We start from the raw sequence: 16,829 nt of genomic DNA, 5'->3' as shown, positions 1-16,829 counted from the left end.
TGCCGCCTCCCGCGTGACCTTGCGTTTAGTAGTTGACGCTCAGGCTGACGGCGACGTTACGCCCGGCCAGGGCTTGGCGCTCGATATCGGCACGGGAAGCGGCACCGGTGTCGGCGGCCAGCGAGCGCGAGGACGCGTAGTCCCAATACTTGCGGTCGCCCAGGTTGTTCAAGGCCAGCGTCAACTTGGCGTGTTTGCCGACGTTCCAGTAGGCCGAGGCATCGAGCAGCGTGTAGGCCGGCACCGCGAAGCGCGCCGCCGCGACGCCGTTGGCAACGCTGTCGGGGGCCTGCTTGGCGCCGGCGCGGGTGGCGATCAGGTCGACGCCGAACAGTTGCGACGGGTGCTCGTAGCCGAAGGTGGCGCTTCCCTTGTACGGCGCCGCCGACGCCAGTGCCTGCTTCAAGCCGCTGCCGCGTTCTTCGCTGTTGCCGCGGGTGACGCCGGCGGCCAGGTCGAGGTGATAGCCCAGCATTGCCGGCGACCACGCCCCCAGTTCCATGCGGCCGGTCAGCTCACCGCCCCAGGTGCGTGCTGTGCCGATGTTCTCGGCGCGGAACAGGCCGTAGCTCAGCGTCGGATAATTGTCCGGGTCGGCCGGCTGCGCCACGTAGTCGATCAAGTTCTGGTAGGCGGTATAAAACAGCGCGGCGCTAAACCGCAGGCCTTTGAGCGGCGCGCCCTTCAAGCCGAGTTCGAAGGCGTTGCTGCTTTCCTTGCCCAGGTTGGCGTTGCCCAGCACGGCGTAACCATGGCCCGCGCCGGTGTAGCTGAACGAATCGTAGGTGCCACTGCGCTCGGCCGCCGTCGGCAGGCGCACGCCGCGGTGGTACTGGAGGTAGCCGTCCAGGCCGGGCGCCAGCTCCAGCGCCAGGCTCAGGCTCGGCGTAAGCGCGCCGTCGGACTCCTCGCGCAACTCCTTGGCGGCGTTCGGCAACGCGATCGCGTACTGCTCTAAATTGCTCGGTGTCAGCTTGCGCCGCTCGGCGCGCAGGCCCGGCGTCAGCGTCGCCTTGTGGCCGGCCAGGTCGAAGCCGAACTCGTCGCGCGCGTGCAACGCCAGCCGGGTGGTGTCGGTGTCGGCCATGCGGTTTTTTTGCGTGAGCTGGCGCGCGCCGGTGGCCAGCACGGTGCGGTCCTCGCGCCACGGCCGGCTGGTCTCGGTACGCTCCAGGCTGGCGCCGTAGGCCAGCGTGTGCGCGCCGAGCTGCTTGACGGCGTCGGCGCCGACGCCGTAGCTCTTGTTGTAGAAACCGCTGGCGATGTCGCGCAGGTACGGCTGTTTGCCGCTGATGTAGCGCGCGTGGGTCAGGTCGTCGACCTTCGAGTCCTGCACGTAGAAGCGGCTGGACAAGGAGTCGAACAGCGGCGAACCGGCCGGCGCCAGCTGGTGGCCGAGGCTGACGCGGCTGCGCTTGGTGGTTGAATCCTGCTGCGCGCCCTCAGGATACAGCGCGCCCAGTTTGTTGTCGTACTTGCGCGCGTTGTCGCGCCGGAACGCGTCGACGGTCAAGTCCAGCTTGTGGCCGGCGCCCAGGTCCCACAACCACTTCGACAGCACCGCGTCGGACCACCAGTCGTTCGGATTGATCGGCGCCTCGCCCTTGCTGCGCTTCGCGCCGCCTTCGCGGTGCACCAACAGCGCCAACGCGCGCACCGGGCCGAAGCGCGCCGCGCCGGTGAGCGTGTGGGCGTTGGCGCGGTCGACCGAGGTGTGCCCGAGCTTATAGGAAACGTAGCTATCCCTGCCCTCGCTGAGGTAGTCGTCGGGCGACTTGGTGACGAAGCTGACGCCGCCGCCCAGGCCGGGCGTGCCGGTGCCGACCCGCACTTCGCGGAAGGTTTCGGGGTCGAAGTAATCGCGGCCGGTGCCGAAGCTGTTCATCGTGGTGGCGTCCGGCTTGGGCGCCGCGTCCGGCACGGCGACACCGTCGACGTCGAGACTGACGCGGTTGCCCTCGACGCCGCGGATGTTGTAGCCGGTGTTGCCGGCGCCGTCCCAGATCGAACCGGCGCCGCTGGCCTCAAGCGGCGCGCCGATCAGCGGCTGGTAACGCATGATGCCGCCCATGTCGGTGGCGTTGCGCCGCGCCAGCTCGTCGCCGGTGATGACGGTGCTACTGCCGGCGCGCGGCTTGTCGGCGCCGGCCTTGACGAGGATTTCCGGCAGCACCGCCTGGCGCTGGGCGTCGCTGGCCGGCGCCGCGGCCTGGGCGTGCGCCGGCGCTTGCAGCAGCGGCGCCGAGAACAGACCCAGCAGCGCGGCCCTGACGGCAAGATTGAGCAGGCGCGGCTGACCCGGCGCCGTGGCGGCGATAGGCTGTTTGTTATAAAAACGGGAAGGCGCGGCCGACGGCCGCAAGTGCAGTGCGCTCATGATGATCCGGGTTAAAGAGTGAATGGCTGGCTCTGTAACCCGCTCGACGTGGCGCGAGTGGGGAGATGGCTGGCAATGCTAGCAATTTAACACGAATGATTCTCATTTTCAAGTAGGCCGCGACGCGCCACCGCCGAGACTGCGCCGGCGCGGATGAGCGGCGCCGGCGCCGCCCAGCTTGTTGCGCTCGCCTGCGGAAGCAATTTCTCCGCCTGAAGACGAGCACCGCCCTTCGTGTTATCATTTCTGCCATGTTGCCTCCCTCCTCCCCCACTCCCGGCGGCCGCTTCGATCGGCCATCCACCGCTACCCGGCTCTGCGTCGCGTCGGTTCAACTCGCCTGCGACTTTGGCGACCGCCAGCGCAACCTGGAGCGCGCCACCCGGCTCATCGAAGAGGCCGCGCAACAGGGCGCGCGGCTGGTTTTACTGCCCGAACTCATGCCCGGCGGCTACATCCTGACCGAGAAAATATGGGACACCGCCGAGCCCTTCGACGGCCCCAGCACCGGCTGGTTGCGCGCGCTCGCGCAGCGGCTCGGCCTATACATCGGCACCACCTTCATCGAAGCCGATGGCAGCGACTTCTACAACACCTTCGTGCTGGCCGGCCCCGACGGCGAAGTCGCCGGCAAGGTGCGCAAGAATCCGCCCGCCTCCTTCGAGGCCTATTTTTTCCGCGGCGGCGACGGCGCCCACTGGTTCGACACGCCGCTGGGCCGGATCGGCGTCGGCATCTGTTTCGAAAATGCGCTGTACCAGCGCTACCTGGAGCTGCACGAAGCCGACATCGACCTGTACCTGCGGCCGTTTTCCGGCGCCTCGTTCGAGCAAAAGTTCCCGGTGCGCAAGCGCGACGTCGAGCTGCTCAACGCCGGCCTGCGCGATGGAACGGCAGAAACCGCGCTGGCGATGGGCATCCCGGTGCTCATGTCGAACAAGGTCGGGCGGCTGGTCACGGCCCTGCCGGCGGGGTTCCCCCCGCAGGACATCGAATTCCCCGGCTACAGCGCCATCGCCGACAGCGACGGCACCCTGCTCGGCCAGCTGGGCCCGGGCAGGGAGGGCGTGGTGGTCGGCACGGTCACGCTGGCGCCGGCGCGCAAGCGGCGCGAGCGCGCGCCCAACACCTTCGGACGCTGGACCACCAAGTTTCCCTGGTGGTCGGTGATCTGGGTGGTGACGCAAAAGCTCGGCGAGCGCGCCTACGCCCGCAGCGCGCTGCGGCGCGAGCGCGCGGCGGCGGCGGCCACGGCGCCGAAGCGCCGCGAAGCCTGCGAAGAGCTATAGGCCGCTTCCCGGCCCGCCGGCGTGGCTTGCGGCGCGCCGCGTATTGCGGCGGCACGGCGGCCGCTTCTTATTGCGGCAGCACCGCGGCCGCCTCGGCCGCCGCCAGGCGCAGTGCCGCCTTGGCGCTGCGCCGTTCGGCGAAGAAGCGCTTCAGGAAGGCGCCGCACTCGTCGGCCATGACGGCGCCGGCGATCTCGGTCTGGTGGTTCAATTGCGGTTGCGCAAACAGGTTGACGACCGAGCCGGCGGCGCCGGTTTTCGGGTCGCTGGCGCCGTAGACCACGCGCGCCAGGCGCGCATGCAGCATCGCGCCGCAACACATCACACACGGCTCCAGCGTCACGTACAGCTCGCAGCCCGGCAAGCGGTAGTTGCCGAGCTTGGCCGCCGCCGCGCGCAGGGCGACGATTTCGGCGTGCGCGGTCGGGTCGTGGCGGCCGATCGGCTGGTTGTAGCCGGTGGCGATGACGACGCCGTCCTTGACCACCACCGCGCCCACCGGCACCTCGCCCAGGTCCCAGGCGTGTTGCGCCTGCTCCAGCGCGAGTTGCATGAAGGCGCTATCAGGCATCGGTGATCTCGGCCCAGCAGTTCGGGGTTTCGTGCAACACCAGCTTGTGCAGGTGCAGGCCGGTGCCGAAACGGTCCTTGTAGGCCGCCTTCAAAATGTCGAAGGCGATCTGCGCCAGGTTCTCCACCGTCGGGATGCGGTCGATGACCACGGTTTTATGGTCCGGCAAGGTGCCGAGGAAGTCGCGCACCACATAGTCTTTCTCGTAGACCAGGAAGGCGTGGTCCCAGACGTCGACCAGGTGCTCCTTGGCCAGCGCCTTGATGTCGGAAAAATCCATGATCATGCCATTGTCGGAATTGCCCTCGACCTCGATGATCTGGCCGACCAGGGTGATTTCGACCGTGTAGCGGTGGCCGTGCAGGTTGCGGCACTGGCTTTTGTGGTCGGGAATGCGGTGGCCCGCGTCGAATTCGAGCTTGCGTGTTATTGTCAACATGGCGGGCTTAAGGTATTTGTAAAAGTTTATGGGTTTGCAGGCTCAGTTTCCACTTCGGATTGCGCTTGCAGGTCTCGATCGCCAGCTTGGTGTTGTGCTCGGCCAGCGGGCCGTCCATCGCCTGCACGAAGAAGTTGTCGAAATCCAGGCCCTCGTAGGCGGCCAGGTCTTGCTGGAACTGTGGAATCACAACCTTGATCTCGTTGCCCTTGCGGACCACCAGCGTCGAGCCCATTTTCGGGCTGACGCAGATCCAGTCGACCCCGGCGGGCACCGGCAAGGTGCCGTTGGTTTCAATGGCGATGTGAAAGCCGGCCTGGTGCATGGCGTCGATCAGCGCCGCGTCGAGCTGCAGCAGCGGCTCGCCGCCGGTGAAGACGACGTATTTGCTGGCCGGATAACTGGCCGGCCACAAGCCGTCGATCACCTCGGCCAAGGCGTCGGCGCTGGCGAACTTGCCGCCGCGCTCGCCGTCGGTGCCGACGAAATCGGTGTCGCAAAAGGTGCACACGGCGCTGGCGCGGTCGCTTTCGCGCCCGCTCCACAGGTTGCAGCCGGAAAAGCGGCAAAACACGGCCGGGCGGCCCGCGTGGGCGCCTTCGCCCTGCAGGGTGTAAAAAATCTCTTTGATGCTGTAAGTCACTGTATTTCCTAAGAGCGGGCTGGCCTTGGCGGAAGCCGGCCCGCTGTCCTGAATCGGCAATTCAGGCCAGCAAGGGCGCGGCAACGGCTGCACGTCAACGATGAAGGCCGCAAAGCTCGATTGACAACCCTCTATTATACCTTGGAGCAGCGTGCGCCAGCGCAGCATCGAGGCGATCCACAGATAAAGCAATCTTTTTCGACAAATATCCGGGCAATTTTCTTAAAATTTACAGAACATTTGTTATTTAGCAATGCCTGCGGCCGCCGAGCGGCGTATTTTCGAAGAGGTGAACCGTTTTCAGACAGCTTAATCCAGGGGATCTTCTGCCCAACTCCCCCCAATGGAACAGACGACATGAAAGTCTCTGCCCGGCGTTGTATCGTGACCAGTTGCGTCGCTGGCGGCATCGCACTGGCGGCGCTGGCCTCGCTGGTCGAGCTGGCGGCGCTAGTCGCCACGCTACTGCCGGTCGCCCTGCTCGCCCTGCTGTGGCGCTGGTGCCGCCGCGACGACGCCTCACCCGGCCTGCGCCGGCAACTGGCCCGCGAGCGCGCGCTGCGCACCGGTGCCGAACAGGCGCTGCGCGCGTCGCAGACCCGACTGACGCAACTGGAAGCGCGGCAGGACCGCGTCAAGGAAGATGAACGGCGGCGCATCGGCCGCGACATCCACGACGACCTCGGCCAGAACTTGCTGGCGCTGAAAATCGACATCTCGATGCTGCACGTAGGCAGCGCCGGCCTGCATCCGCAGTTGCACCAGAAACTCGGGGCGATCGCCACCAACATCGACCTGACCATCCGTTCGCTGCGCTGCATCATTAACGACCTGCGCCCGACCGCGCTGGAAGCCGGCCTGAAGACGGCGGTAGACCGCCAACTTTGCGAGTTCTCGCGCATCAGCGGCATCGCCTGCCGGCTCGACGCGCACGACGGCGTCTTCGACGGCGCCGCCGGCGCCGCGCTCGACGCGATGGTATTGCGCGTGCTGCAGGAGGCGCTGTCGAATATCGCCCGCCACGCCAAGGCCAGCGCGGTCACGGTCGCGCTGCTGCGCGACGGCGCCGGACTGACCATGACGGTGCGCGACAACGGCGTCGGCATGCCGGGCGGCCACGCCCCGCGCGGCTGCGGCTTGCTCGGCATCAAGGACCGGGTCGCGGCGGCGGGCGGCCGCCTGGCCATCGACAGCCTGCCGGGCCAGGGCACCGCGCTGTCGCTGTCGGTGCCGCTGGCCGAGGCGCTGCCGGCCTGCTAAGGCCTGTCAATACGCTTTGCTGCGATGCCGCAAAAATCGACGGCAGTTTTGCGATTTATCAAGTAGATGGTCGGACCGAGGTAGCAAAATCAAAACTTGTCGCTGGTAATTATTTACCATCTACAACAGGAAACCTCGACCTGGCGCGCCGTCCTGCAAGTCTCGAGCGTCCCCACAGAAACGACAGCCGCGCGAAACGCCATGTCCACAAGATAAGGAACTGTTCATGACCAGCCACCCAAACGTCCAGCAGCTGATGGAATGTCCGCAGCCTGAGCAGCAGCATGGCTTCGCGGTCAAGATGATGGAACTGCTGGTGATCCCGACGTTCGTGCTGGACAGCAATTGCAAAGTGATGATCTGGAACCGCGCCTGCGAGCGCCTGACGGGGGTCTCGGCCTACGAGGTGCTGGGCACCTCGGACCATTGGCGCAGCTTCTACAGCGAGGCGCGGCCGACGCTGGCCGACCTGGTGATCCTGGGCCGCACCTCGGAAATCCACTCCCTCTACAGCCAGCAAAGCGCCCGCGGCGACGCCGGCAACAACCTGTGCGCGGAGAACTGGTGCGACATGCCGCGCGTGGGGCGGCGGCGCTACCTGGCCGTCGACGCCAGCCCGATCTACGGCAACGACGGGCGCATCATGGCGGTGGTCGAGACGCTGCGCGACATGACCGATGAAAAGCGCGCCCAGATCGCGCTGGAACAACTGGCCACGCGCGACGGTCTGACCAGCCTGGCCAACCGGCGCTGCTTCGACGACACCCTCGGCGCCGAATGGCAGCGCGCGCTGCGCCAGCAACAGGCGCTGTCGCTGCTGATGGTCGACGTCGACAACTTCAAGGACTACAACGACGCCCACGGCCACCTCGGCGGCGACGAATGCCTGCAACGCATCGCCGGCGCGGTCGCCAGCGAAATGCGCGCCAACGACCTGGTGGCGCGCTACGGCGGCGAGGAATTCGCCGTCATTTTGCCGAACCAGTCGCTCAAGGGCGCGGCCATCGTGGCCGAACGCATCCGCAGCCGCGTCGAGCAACTGCAACTACCCAAGCGCAAGGGCGCGCGCGACTACGTCACCGTCAGCATCGGCGCCGCCACCGCCCTGCCCTCGGGCGACTCCGAGGCGAGCCAACTGGTGGCCACCGCCGACGCCGCGCTGTACCGCGCCAAACACATGGGCCGCAACCGCATCAACCTGCCCGACACCGACATTATTTAAGCTGGACCGCGGGCGCCGCGGCGCCGCCCTACGGGCCGCCGAGCCGGCGCGCCCCGGTCGGGGTTTGAACGTGGGCAACAAGGTAGGGCGCCGCGCCGGCGCCGGGCGGCGCCACCAACAACGGCCCCTCGCAGCCGATACCCGCCAGCGCGGCGCGCACCCGGCCGGCGTCCGGGTGGCAAATCTCCAGGCGCAGCAACGAGCAACCCAGCTCGGCCATGGCGCCGGCCGGGTGCGCCGCCGCGTCCCACTGAATCAAGCCGGGCGCGGCGCCGTCCAGCGCCATGCCGCCGTCGGCCGGAATGGTGATGCGCCAGCTCAGCGCGCCGCGCGTCATCGGCTCGATCGCGCCGGGCGCCCACGCGCACGCCGCCACGGTGGCCTCGATGTCGTCGCTGCGCGCCACCCACGCCGCCAGCCGCGGCCGGCAATTGAAGGCCGCGTCGTCGAGACGGAACCAGCGCGGCCGGCCGGGCGGCGCGGCGGCCGGATCGACCGCGATCACTTCCAGGAACAGCTCCGCCCCCAGTCTGAGCAGGCAATTGTGCGTGCCCATGCGCGGATGTTCGCCGCCGGGCAGCGGCGTCACGCCCAGCGCCTGGCGCACATAGTCGACGCCGGCAGCCAGCGTCGGCGCGGTCACGGTGATATGGTCGATATAGGTGGTGTTCATACGCCATGATAGGCCATCGGCTGGGCCGGCCGGCGAATTTCCCTTTGCTTTCGCCGCCGATTATTTTAAGCTGCGCTCCTTGCACTTTCTAACAACTAAAACGAAGGAGCTGTCGTGTCAAAATTCCTACCCCTTATCGTCCTGGCCCTGCCCTGGCTGGCCGCGTCGGCGCCGGCCCACTGCGCCCCCGCCGCGCCGGCCAAAGCCGATCCGCTGCCCTTCAAGGCCACCGAAAAAACACTGCCGAACGGCTTGAAGATCATCATTGTGCCGACCGGCTTGCCGAACCTGGTCTCGCTGCAGATCCCGGTGCAGACCGGCTCGCGCAACGAGGTCGAGCCGGGCAAGTCGGGCTTCGCCCACTTCTTCGAGCACATGATGTTCCGCGGCACCAAGACCTATCCGCCCGAGAAATACCAGGAAATCATCACCAAGGCCGGCGCGCGCCAGAACGCCTACACCAGCGACGACTTGACCAACTACCACACCACCTTCGCCAAGGACGACCTGGAAACGGTGCTCAAGGTCGAGGCCGACCGCTTCCAAAACCTGTCCTACGGCGAAGACGCGTTCAAGACCGAGTCGCGCGCGGTACTCGGCGAATACAACAAGAACAGCGCCAACCCGGTCTCGAAACTGTACGAGGTCATGCGCGACGGCGCCTTCCAGACCCACACCTATAAACACACCACCATGGGCTTCCTCAAGGACATCGAGGACATGCCGAACCAGTACGCCTACTCGAAGGTGTTCTTCGACCGCTGGTACCGCCCCGAACGCACCACCGTCATCATCGCCGGCGACGTCAAGCCGCGGCAAGCCATCGCGCTGGTCGAGAAATACTGGAGCAAGTGGCAGCGCGGCAGCGCCCAGGCCGCCGTGCCGGCCGAACCGGCGCCGCAAGGCCCGGTCTACCGCCACGTACCCTGGCCGAGCCCGACCCTGCCGTGGGTCGCGGTGGCGTTCCACGCGCCGGCGTTCTCGACCACGGCCAAGGACCAGGTCGCGCTGAACACGTTGCTGGGGCTGTCGTTCGGCCGCACCTCGGCGCTGTACAAGCGCCTGGTGCAAGACGAGCAAAAGGTCGACCAATTGTTCGACTCGACACCGGGCCGTGTCGACCCGACCCTGGCGACCATCGGCGCGCGCGTCAAGAAGCTCGACGACGCCGTCTATGTGCGCGACGCCATCCTGCGGACGGTGGCCAGGCTGCGCAGCACGCCGGTCAGCGAAAAGGACCTGGCCGACGCCAAGTCGGCGCAGAAATACGGCCTGATCCGCTCGCTCGACAACACCGAGCAAATCGCCGGCACGCTGGCCTCCTACGCCCACTTCGAGCGCTCCTACGGCACCATCAACCAGTACTACCGCCTGCTCGACACGCTGACCCCGGCCGACTTGCAAGCGGCCGCGCGCACCTACCTGGTCGACGCCGGCATGGTCGTGACCACGCTGTCGCACGACGCCATGCCGCAGGCGATGGCGACGCTGCCGCCGCTGGCCGGCTTTGCCCCGGCGGCCGGCGCCGCCAAGTTCGACGTGCTGGTGCAAGCCTCGGCGCTGCCGCTGATCCGCTTCAAGCTGGTCTTCGCGGCCGGCTCCGCGCACGACCCGGCCGGCAAGGAAGGCTTGGCCGCGCTGACCGCGGCGATGGTCGCCTCGGCCGGCTCATCCGAGCGGCGCATCGACGAAATCAGCAAGGCCCTGTTTCCGCTGGCCGGCAGCTTCAGCGAGCAAACCGACAAGGAAATGACCACCTTCACCGGCGCCATCCACCAGGACAACTGGACCGAGTTCGGCGCCATCGCCCTGCCGATGCTGCTCGAACCCGGCTTTCGCGAGGACGACTTGCGCCGCCTGAAGGACGCGCAAAAGAACGCGCTGCTGCTCGACCTGAAGGACAACAACGAGGAGGAATTCGCCAAGGAGCGCCTGCAAACCAACGTTTATGCCGGCACGCCGTACGGCCATCCGGTGCTGGGTACGGTCAAGGGACTCGACGCCATCACGCTGGCCGACGTCAAGCAATTCTGGCGCAGCGCCTATACCCAGGGCGCGCTGCGGGTCGGCGTCGCCGGCGCCGCCAGCGAGGCCATGATCGACTCGCTGAAACAGGCGCTGGCGACACTGCCGGCCGGCGCCGGCCTGCCCGCGACGCTGGCGCCGGTCGGGCGCAAGCCGGCCGGGCTGGAAGTGGAAATCATCGAGAAGAACACCCGCGCGACGGCGATCTCGTTCGGCCTGCCGCTGGCGGTGACCCGCTCGCACCCCGACTTCCCGGCGCTGTGGCTGGCCAAGACCTGGCTGGGCGAACACCGCGCGTCGAACTCGCACCTGTACCAGCGCATCCGCGAAATCCGCGGCATGAACTATGGCGACTACGCCTACATCGAGGCCTTCCCGCGCGGCATGTTCCAGTTCTTCCCGAACCCGAACCTGGGCCGCAAGGCGCAACTGTTTGAAGTGTGGATACGCCCGGTCGCGCCGGAGAACGCCCACTTCGCGCTGCGCGTCGCCCTCACCGAACTGGACAAACTGGTCAGCCAGGGGCTGACCCCGGAACAGTTCGAGACCACCCGCGACTACCTGATGAAGAACGTATTCGTGATGACGGCAACGCAAGACCAGCAACTCGGTTACGCGCTCGACTCGCAATGGTACGGCACGCCCGAATTCACCCGCCTGATGCGCGACGGCCTGGCCAGGCTGAGCGCCGCCGACGTCAACCGCGCCATCCGGACGCATCTGTCGGCGAAAAACCTGTCCGTCGTCATGATCGCCAAGGACGCCGCCGGCCTGAAGGAAAAGCTGCTCAGCGACGCCTTCTCGCCGATCAAGTACGACGGCGACAAGCCCAAGCAACTGCTGGACGAAGACCAGCAGATCGGCAAGCTGCAGCTCGACATCAAGCCGGAAGCGGTGACGATCACCCCGGCGGCGAAAGCGTTCGCCGAGTAGGCCCGCGGCGCGGCAGGCAAAAAAGCGCTGGCGGCGCAATGCCCCAGCGCTTTTTGTCGGACCGTAGGCATTGCCTGCGCGCGCGCCGGCTACTCGAAAGGATTGGCGACCGTCTGCACCGGCGGCGGCGGCAGCGTCGCCGGCAACTCCCTGCCCTCCAACGTCGCCACCACGGCCGCCAGCAACTGCTGCAACTGCTTGGCATACGCCAACCCGGCCTGATCGGCGGTCAAATCGACGTCGCCGCTAAGCGTAATACGGTCGACCCGGTTCTCGACCATCAAATGACCCACATGGAGCACATCGCTCTCATTGGCGTAAGGAACAAACTTGCGTGCACTCATATTATTTCTCCATATTTTGCCAACAACCCTGGCGTGTAGGACGGCGTTCGGGCGATTTAGCGCTTGGGCTTTTTGCTGCGCACCGCCGGCAGTTTCAGCATAGTTTCTTTTTGCCGCGCCGTCAGCGACGGTAGCAGATTGATGCCGATCGTGCTTTCCAGCGTGGCGATGCTGACCATTTCGTAGTCGTCGGTCGCCTTGTTTTCGATAAAATAGGCGGCGCCGGCGCCCTGGCGCGGGCTGTAGACGACTTTGTAGAGGTGGCTCGGCACCAGCACGTTGCCGATTTTTTGCAGGTTGCCGCCGATGAAGGCCGGCCCGGTGATGACGTACAACTGGCCCTCTTTCTTGGCCAGCTTGCGCACGATGCCTTCGATGCCGGCCCAGACGTGGCGGTTGTTGTCGCTGTTCTGCGGCACCATATTGGCCAGCGTGAAGCTGTCGTGCTGGCTGCGCCGGTCCGGCATGTCGCCGTTCGGCGCCATGTGGCCGCGGTCGAAGCCGCTGCGGGCGTAATCGGCCAGTTCGGCGCGCTGGGCCCGCGGCAATTCCTGCTCGGCGTGGAAGGAGTTTTCGCGCGACAGGTCCTGCGCCGAGGCGATGTTGTCGGCCGTCAGGTGTTCCGCCGACCACAGCGGCGTGCGCGTGACGCCGCTGTGCATGATGCCGAATACGCCGTAGCAGAGTTCCCTGGTGGCGCTGTTGAGTTTTGGGTTGCGGATTTCCGGCAGGCGGCCGTCGACGTAGTGGGCCGGGCACCCGCCCGCGTAGGCCAGGTTGGCGGCCAACACGCCGCACGCCAGCAGCAGGCCGGCGATGGTCTTCTGAATCATACTTCCTTCTTTGTAAACGGTGGGCGCCGAGCGCACGCGCGAACGCGCCGGCTCGGCTTGCAGGCCGGCATTTTACCGGACTGGCGTCGTTGACGACAGGCGCATGCGCGGCGCCCGCAGGGCAGGCCGCGAGGTCGCGCCTTGCCAATTGCCTTGAGGGAATATCCAGTCAAGCAAGGCGCGGGCGCGTCCGCCGCCCGCCGCCCCTTAAAACTGCTCGATCCACGCCGCCAACTGCGTCGGCGTCAGCGGCAGTTCGGCCTGGGCCAGCCGGCATTGCAAGGCGCCGCCGGCTTCGCTCACTTGCAGCGACCAGCCGCGCTTCGCCAGCCACAGCAGGCAGGCCAGCCAGAACGCGTGCTGGCCCGACACCGGCGCGTTGCTCGGCGTTTCCAGAAATTCGGTCAAATCGCGCCCCTCGGCGAAGACGGCGCTGCCGGCGCCCAGGGCGGTCAGGCGCTCGCCGAAGGCAGCCGCCAGCATTTCAATGGCCGGTTGCACGCCGCGGTCCTGGTAGTCCCCTTCAATGCGGGCAAAATGCTCGCGCACGGCGGCGCCGAAGGCCGCGCTGCGGAACGCCTCGGCGCTGACCAGGTCGGAGTAGTCCATCAGCAGCCAGTCCGGCTCGGGCGGCGTCAGGCCGGCCGTCAGCGCGGCCGCCAGGTAGGCCTCGACCGGCAGCAACTGCTCCGGTCCGGCCAGGCTGGCGCACAGCGTGTAAATGCTGCCGATGCGGTTGGCCACCGCCTGTTTTTGCCGCACCAGCAATTTTTCGCGCAGCAGTTGCGCGTGCTCCTTGCGCAGGCGCGCCAGGTCCAGCGCCTGCCTCAGCTCCATCCTGAGCGCGCCGATTTCCCACGGTTTTTGTATGTAACGGTGGATCTGGCCGCGATTCACCGCCTCCACCGTCTGCTCCAGCTCGGAGTACGCGGTGGTTAGGATGCGCACGATGTGCGGGTAGTTGTCCCACGCGTAGGACAGCAGTTCGTTGCCGTTCGCGCCGGGCATGCGCTGGTCCGACACCAGCACCGCGATGCGGCCGGCGTTCTCGTCGAGCACGCGCCTGCCCTCCTCGACCGAGCCGGCGGTCAGCACCGGCGCTAGCGCGCCGATGGCGCGTTCGAAATATTTCAGGGCGTTGGGTTCGTCGTCGACGTATAGAATCGCCGGAATTTGCTTGTCAATCATGCTGTGGTACCTCGTTGAATTCTGGATTGGTCGTGGTGGCGCCGTGCGCGCCGCGCCACTCCGGGCGCGGCAGGTCAAAGCTCATTTCGGTCCATTCGCCGGCGACGCTGTCGGCGAGTAGCCTGCCGCCGTGGCGCTCGATCACGCCGTAACTGATGCTCAGGCCCAGGCCGAGGCCCTGGCCCACTTCGCGGGTGGTGAAAAACGGCTCGAACACCCGCGCCAAGTCGTGCGGCGCGATGCCGGGACCGTTATCGCGCACGCGCACGCGCAGCCGCTCGCCGACCCAGTCGGCGGCGACGGCGATGCGCCGCGGCTGCGCGCCGCCCTGGCGCAGCGCCAGCGCGGCGTTGCCCAGCAAGTTGATCAGCACGCCGACGATGGCCGCCTCGTCGCCGCACACCAGCGTGTCGGCCGGCAGCGCGCGCACCACGGCGACGTCCTTGAGTTCGTGGCCGACCAGGCGCACCGCCGCGTCGAGCGCCCGCTCGAACATAAAATTGGCGCCCTCGGCCTCGCCGCCGGGTTTGCGGTAGGCGAACGTTTTCAAGTCCGAGACGATGTACTGGACCCGCTGCATACCCTGCCTGGCGTCGTTCAGGCAATCGGCCAGCAGCGCGTTGGCCTTGACATCGGGCTCCTCGCTGGCGATCTCGATGGCCATCATGCAAAAATTGACGGGGTTGTTGACCTCGTGCAGCAGGCCGGCCGCCAGGGTGCCCAGCGCCGCCATTTTTTCCTGCTGCAACATCTGGCCCTTGATCTCGGCCAGGCTGCGGTTGGTCTGCTCGAGCTGGCTGTTCTTGTCGGCCACCTCGCTCTTCAGCTGGAACAACATGAAGCGCGCCTGCTCATTGTAGTAGGTGCAGACCGCGCTGGCGATGGCGGTGAAGATCAGAAACAGCGAGTTCACGCCGAACGCGCCGCGCCATTCGAAACCGCCCGGATGCGTGTAGCAGGCCAGGAAATACAAAAGGTAGCTGAGCGCGCCCAGCGCGGCATTCTGCCACAGGCTGAACGGCAGCGCGATGGCCGAGGCGAACACCGCCAGGTTCAAGCCGGCGTAGTACATCGACGTGGCGCCCTCGGTGGACCAGATCATCCAGGCGATCATGGTTTGCGGCAGCAGCAGCCACAGGAAGGTCAGCGCGGCGACGCGTTGCCGGCCCCAGGCGCTGCGCATGATCCAGATGAGCGCCAGGATCAGCGCCGAGATCAGCAGCCGCGCCAGCGCGAAGCGGCCCTGCTGCCGCGGGTACAGGCTATAGTCGAGGCCGACGCCGAGCAGCACCAGCGCGATCGCCGTGAAGGCGCCGCCGCGGCTGAACTTGAGCCGGTAGGCGCTCAGCGTGGCGTCGTAGCGCTGGCGCAGGTCGGCGCCGGTGCCCGGGTCGGCTGCTAGCACGCGGTACTCGCTTCGGCGAAGACGTTGACGCCGGTCGGGTCGACATACAGCCGGTGCGCGGTCGACAGCGGCGGCAGCAGCGCCGCCATCTTGGCCTCGTCGCGGTAGATCAGATACCATTCCAGCAAGTGTTCCATGCCGGCCTTTTCCGGATTGTCGGAATGCACGTTGGTGACCAGCAGGCGCCCGCCGCGGCGCATGCGCGAGGCGAAATGCGCGACCAGCCGCGCGCACACCTTGTCGGACAGATAGTCGAACAGGCCGGCGCAGTAGACCGCGTCGAATTCGCCGAAGCCGGTCGGCGCCGGCGCCGCGCCGACGCGGCGCTTGAGCAACTGGTGCACCGAATCGTGCACGTAGTCGATCGCCACCGGCCGCCCGCCGCGCGGCGCCAGCGCCGCCAGCGTGGCGCGGGTGTAGGCCAGCGTCTCCTCGCTGAAATCAACCAGCTCGAACGACAACCAGTGCGGCTCGGGATATTCCTTCAGGAAGCGCTGTATCTCGACCGCCGGGCCGCAGCCGACGTTGAGTACGCGGAACACGCGCCCGGCCAGGCGCGCGGCGTCGGCCAGCCCCGCCAGGAACTGCACCAGGATGCCGATGCGGTTGCGGTGCGCGTGGGCGACGGCGGTTTGCAGGAAGGCCGTGTTGACGATCTGGAAATACGTGCTCGGCCCCTGGCGCGGGTCGTCCAGGATCTGGTTGACCATTTGGTAGTCGCCGGCGTAGCCGAGCGGCTTGGTGTAGGTGCGAAAGACAAACGGCGCGCGCAGGATCAGCGGATGCAGCGCGCCCTGCACGAAGACGCGGTGGCTTGGCGCCTGTTCCTCGTCGACCAGCGTGGCCTGGCCGTTGAGTTCGTCGAAATAGCCCCGGGTTTTGTCCATCAGCGGCTCGGCCAGTTCGAAAAACGCGTCCTCGCGCAGGCGCCCTTGCTCCTTGGGCAGCGTGCTCGACATGTCGACCTGCTCGACCCAGCGCGCCACCTCGGCCAGATAGCCGCGCATTTCGTTGACGACGATTTGATAATCGCGCCGCACCGCGAAACGCCCGTCCCACTCGCGCACGAAGTTGTCCGCCTCGCGCTTGAGCGCGCCCGGCGTTAGCGCCACGTTGCTCAGCTCGCGCCAGTCGTCGATCAGCGCCACCGACACCAGCGCCGTCAGCCCGGTGTTGACCATGCTGATCACCACGGCCTTGCCGATATAGGCGTTCTTAATGCCCAGCCGTATCGTCAATTCGCTTAACACCTCGCTGACCTGGACGATCGAATACGGGTTATACACTTCCATGACCAGCGCCTTGCGCTGCAAGTTGACGATGGTGGCCCGCACCGCCTCGCCTTGGGTATTGTGAAAATTAACGACCGGATCTATTTGCGATTCTGAGTACACGATTGAGCGCTATGAAAGTGCCGGAAACCCGGCGGGGAATGACGAACAGGCACCGCAAAGCTATACTGCGGGCGAGGAAACGGCTGGGCGGCAGGCGTCGCCGCCGCTGCGATGAGCGAGAGCGTGCGTGACGGTCGAGTGTACTATGGATGTGGAGCAATGAGCAATTATTGACCTGCTAACAATAGGGCGATTCGACTTCGTTTAGCGCGCCGGCAACGCCAAAAACCAAG

At 66.6% G+C, this 16,829-nt stretch carries 14 protein-coding genes; 4 read left to right on the top strand and 10 right to left on the bottom strand.

The window, feature by feature from the left end:
* Nucleotides 1-25 precede the first annotated feature (25 nt).
* On the bottom strand, nt 26-2,377 hold the full coding sequence (locus JANGC3_RS0105230) for a TonB-dependent receptor domain-containing protein (RefSeq protein WP_017875428.1): 2,352 nt from the start codon (nt 2,375-2,377) through the stop codon (nt 26-28).
* 251 nt (nt 2,378-2,628) lie between these two features.
* Here JANGC3_RS0105230 and JANGC3_RS28445 point away from each other — a divergent pair, with 251 nt between their 5' ends.
* Entirely contained in the window at nt 2,629-3,666 is a 1,038-nt protein-coding gene (locus JANGC3_RS28445; RefSeq protein WP_081611769.1) for a carbon-nitrogen hydrolase family protein, read from the top strand.
* A gap of 67 nt (nt 3,667-3,733) precedes the next feature.
* Here the strand turns inward: JANGC3_RS28445 and tadA are convergent, their stop codons facing one another.
* Genes tadA through queE form a run of 3 tightly spaced genes read right to left on the bottom strand, consistent with a single transcriptional unit; the run spans nt 3,734 to nt 5,319 of the window.
* Complete coding sequence (gene tadA, locus JANGC3_RS28440) at nt 3,734-4,237, bottom strand: tRNA adenosine(34) deaminase TadA (RefSeq protein ID WP_035787544.1); 504 nt, start codon at nt 4,235-4,237, stop codon at nt 3,734-3,736.
* Nucleotides 4,230-4,676, bottom strand: coding sequence for a 6-carboxytetrahydropterin synthase QueD (queD, locus tag JANGC3_RS0105215; protein ID WP_017875425.1), 447 nt, complete (start codon nt 4,674-4,676; stop codon nt 4,230-4,232). The genes tadA and queD overlap by 8 nt, the downstream gene beginning before the upstream one ends.
* A 7-nt stretch (nt 4,677-4,683) precedes the next feature.
* Nucleotides 4,684-5,319 carry a 7-carboxy-7-deazaguanine synthase gene (gene queE, locus JANGC3_RS0105210; RefSeq protein WP_017875424.1) on the bottom strand — a complete coding sequence of 212 codons (636 nt, stop codon included), beginning with the start codon at nt 5,317-5,319 and terminating at the stop codon, nt 4,684-4,686.
* Between the two features lie 357 nt (nt 5,320-5,676).
* Here queE and JANGC3_RS0105205 point away from each other — a divergent pair, with 357 nt between their 5' ends.
* Nucleotides 5,677-6,579 (top strand): sensor histidine kinase, encoded by a 903-nt coding sequence (locus JANGC3_RS0105205; RefSeq protein WP_081611768.1) that lies wholly within the window; start codon nt 5,677-5,679, stop codon nt 6,577-6,579.
* 226 nt (nt 6,580-6,805) lie between these two features.
* Nucleotides 6,806-7,801, top strand: a complete 996-nt coding sequence (locus JANGC3_RS0105200) for a sensor domain-containing diguanylate cyclase (RefSeq protein ID WP_017875422.1) — start codon at nt 6,806-6,808, stop codon at nt 7,799-7,801.
* 28 nt (nt 7,802-7,829) lie between these two features.
* Here JANGC3_RS0105200 and JANGC3_RS0105195 read toward each other — a convergent pair whose 3' ends face one another.
* Nucleotides 7,830-8,474 carry a VOC family protein gene (locus JANGC3_RS0105195; RefSeq protein WP_017875421.1) on the bottom strand — a complete coding sequence of 215 codons (645 nt, stop codon included), beginning with the start codon at nt 8,472-8,474 and terminating at the stop codon, nt 7,830-7,832.
* Nucleotides 8,475-8,588: 114 nt separating this feature from the next.
* Between JANGC3_RS0105195 and JANGC3_RS0105190 the strand changes: the two genes are divergently transcribed.
* Entirely contained in the window at nt 8,589-11,432 is a 2,844-nt protein-coding gene (locus JANGC3_RS0105190; protein ID WP_017875420.1) for a M16 family metallopeptidase, read from the top strand.
* Nucleotides 11,433-11,521: 89 nt separating this feature from the next.
* Here the strand turns inward: JANGC3_RS0105190 and JANGC3_RS0105185 are convergent, their stop codons facing one another.
* The 5 genes from JANGC3_RS0105185 to JANGC3_RS0105165 form a co-directional block, all read right to left on the bottom strand.
* Nucleotides 11,522-11,776, bottom strand: coding sequence for a hypothetical protein (locus JANGC3_RS0105185; RefSeq protein WP_020480967.1), 255 nt, complete (start codon nt 11,774-11,776; stop codon nt 11,522-11,524).
* 56 nt (nt 11,777-11,832) lie between these two features.
* Nucleotides 11,833-12,609, bottom strand: coding sequence for a DNA/RNA non-specific endonuclease (locus tag JANGC3_RS0105180; protein ID WP_017875418.1), 777 nt, complete (start codon nt 12,607-12,609; stop codon nt 11,833-11,835).
* A gap of 207 nt (nt 12,610-12,816) precedes the next feature.
* The gene (locus JANGC3_RS0105175; RefSeq protein ID WP_017875417.1) at nt 12,817-13,797 is read right to left on the bottom strand and encodes a response regulator; all 981 of its coding nucleotides are present in this window, start codon (nt 13,795-13,797) and stop codon (nt 12,817-12,819) included.
* The gene (locus tag JANGC3_RS28435) at nt 13,790-15,202 is read right to left on the bottom strand and encodes a sensor histidine kinase (protein ID WP_017875416.1); all 1,413 of its coding nucleotides are present in this window, start codon (nt 15,200-15,202) and stop codon (nt 13,790-13,792) included. The genes JANGC3_RS0105175 and JANGC3_RS28435 overlap by 8 nt, the downstream gene beginning before the upstream one ends.
* Complete coding sequence (locus JANGC3_RS0105165) at nt 15,196-16,596, bottom strand: class I SAM-dependent methyltransferase (protein ID WP_026132580.1); 1,401 nt, start codon at nt 16,594-16,596, stop codon at nt 15,196-15,198. Before JANGC3_RS0105165 ends, JANGC3_RS28435 begins: the two co-directional genes overlap by 7 nt.
* Between the last annotated feature and the right edge of the window lie 233 nt (nt 16,597-16,829).

The organism is Janthinobacterium sp. CG3, assembly GCF_000344615.1.
Classification (GTDB): Bacteria; Pseudomonadota; Gammaproteobacteria; order Burkholderiales; family Burkholderiaceae_D; genus Janthinobacterium.
This window is presented reverse-complemented; position numbering and strand designations above follow the sequence as displayed.

What these genes read in the sequence shown, in the direction of transcription:
- JANGC3_RS0105175 (WP_017875417.1), bottom strand. Translation starts at nt 13,797, where the DNA reads ATGATTGACAAGCAAATTCCGGCGATTCTATACGTCGACGACGAACCC.
- JANGC3_RS0105195 (WP_017875421.1), bottom strand. Translation starts at nt 8,474, where the DNA reads ATGAACACCACCTATATCGACCATATCACCGTGACCGCGCCGACGCTG.
- JANGC3_RS0105205 (WP_081611768.1), top strand. Translation starts at nt 5,677, where the DNA reads ATGAAAGTCTCTGCCCGGCGTTGTATCGTGACCAGTTGCGTCGCTGGC.
- JANGC3_RS0105185 (WP_020480967.1), bottom strand. Translation starts at nt 11,776, where the DNA reads ATGAGTGCACGCAAGTTTGTTCCTTACGCCAATGAGAGCGATGTGCTC.
- JANGC3_RS0105230 (WP_017875428.1), bottom strand. Translation starts at nt 2,377, where the DNA reads ATGAGCGCACTGCACTTGCGGCCGTCGGCCGCGCCTTCCCGTTTTTAT.
- JANGC3_RS0105200 (WP_017875422.1), top strand. Translation starts at nt 6,806, where the DNA reads ATGACCAGCCACCCAAACGTCCAGCAGCTGATGGAATGTCCGCAGCCT.
- tadA (WP_035787544.1), bottom strand. Translation starts at nt 4,237, where the DNA reads ATGCCTGATAGCGCCTTCATGCAACTCGCGCTGGAGCAGGCGCAACAC.
- queD (WP_017875425.1), bottom strand. Translation starts at nt 4,676, where the DNA reads ATGTTGACAATAACACGCAAGCTCGAATTCGACGCGGGCCACCGCATT.
- JANGC3_RS0105180 (WP_017875418.1), bottom strand. Translation starts at nt 12,609, where the DNA reads ATGATTCAGAAGACCATCGCCGGCCTGCTGCTGGCGTGCGGCGTGTTG.
- JANGC3_RS28445 (WP_081611769.1), top strand. Translation starts at nt 2,629, where the DNA reads ATGTTGCCTCCCTCCTCCCCCACTCCCGGCGGCCGCTTCGATCGGCCA.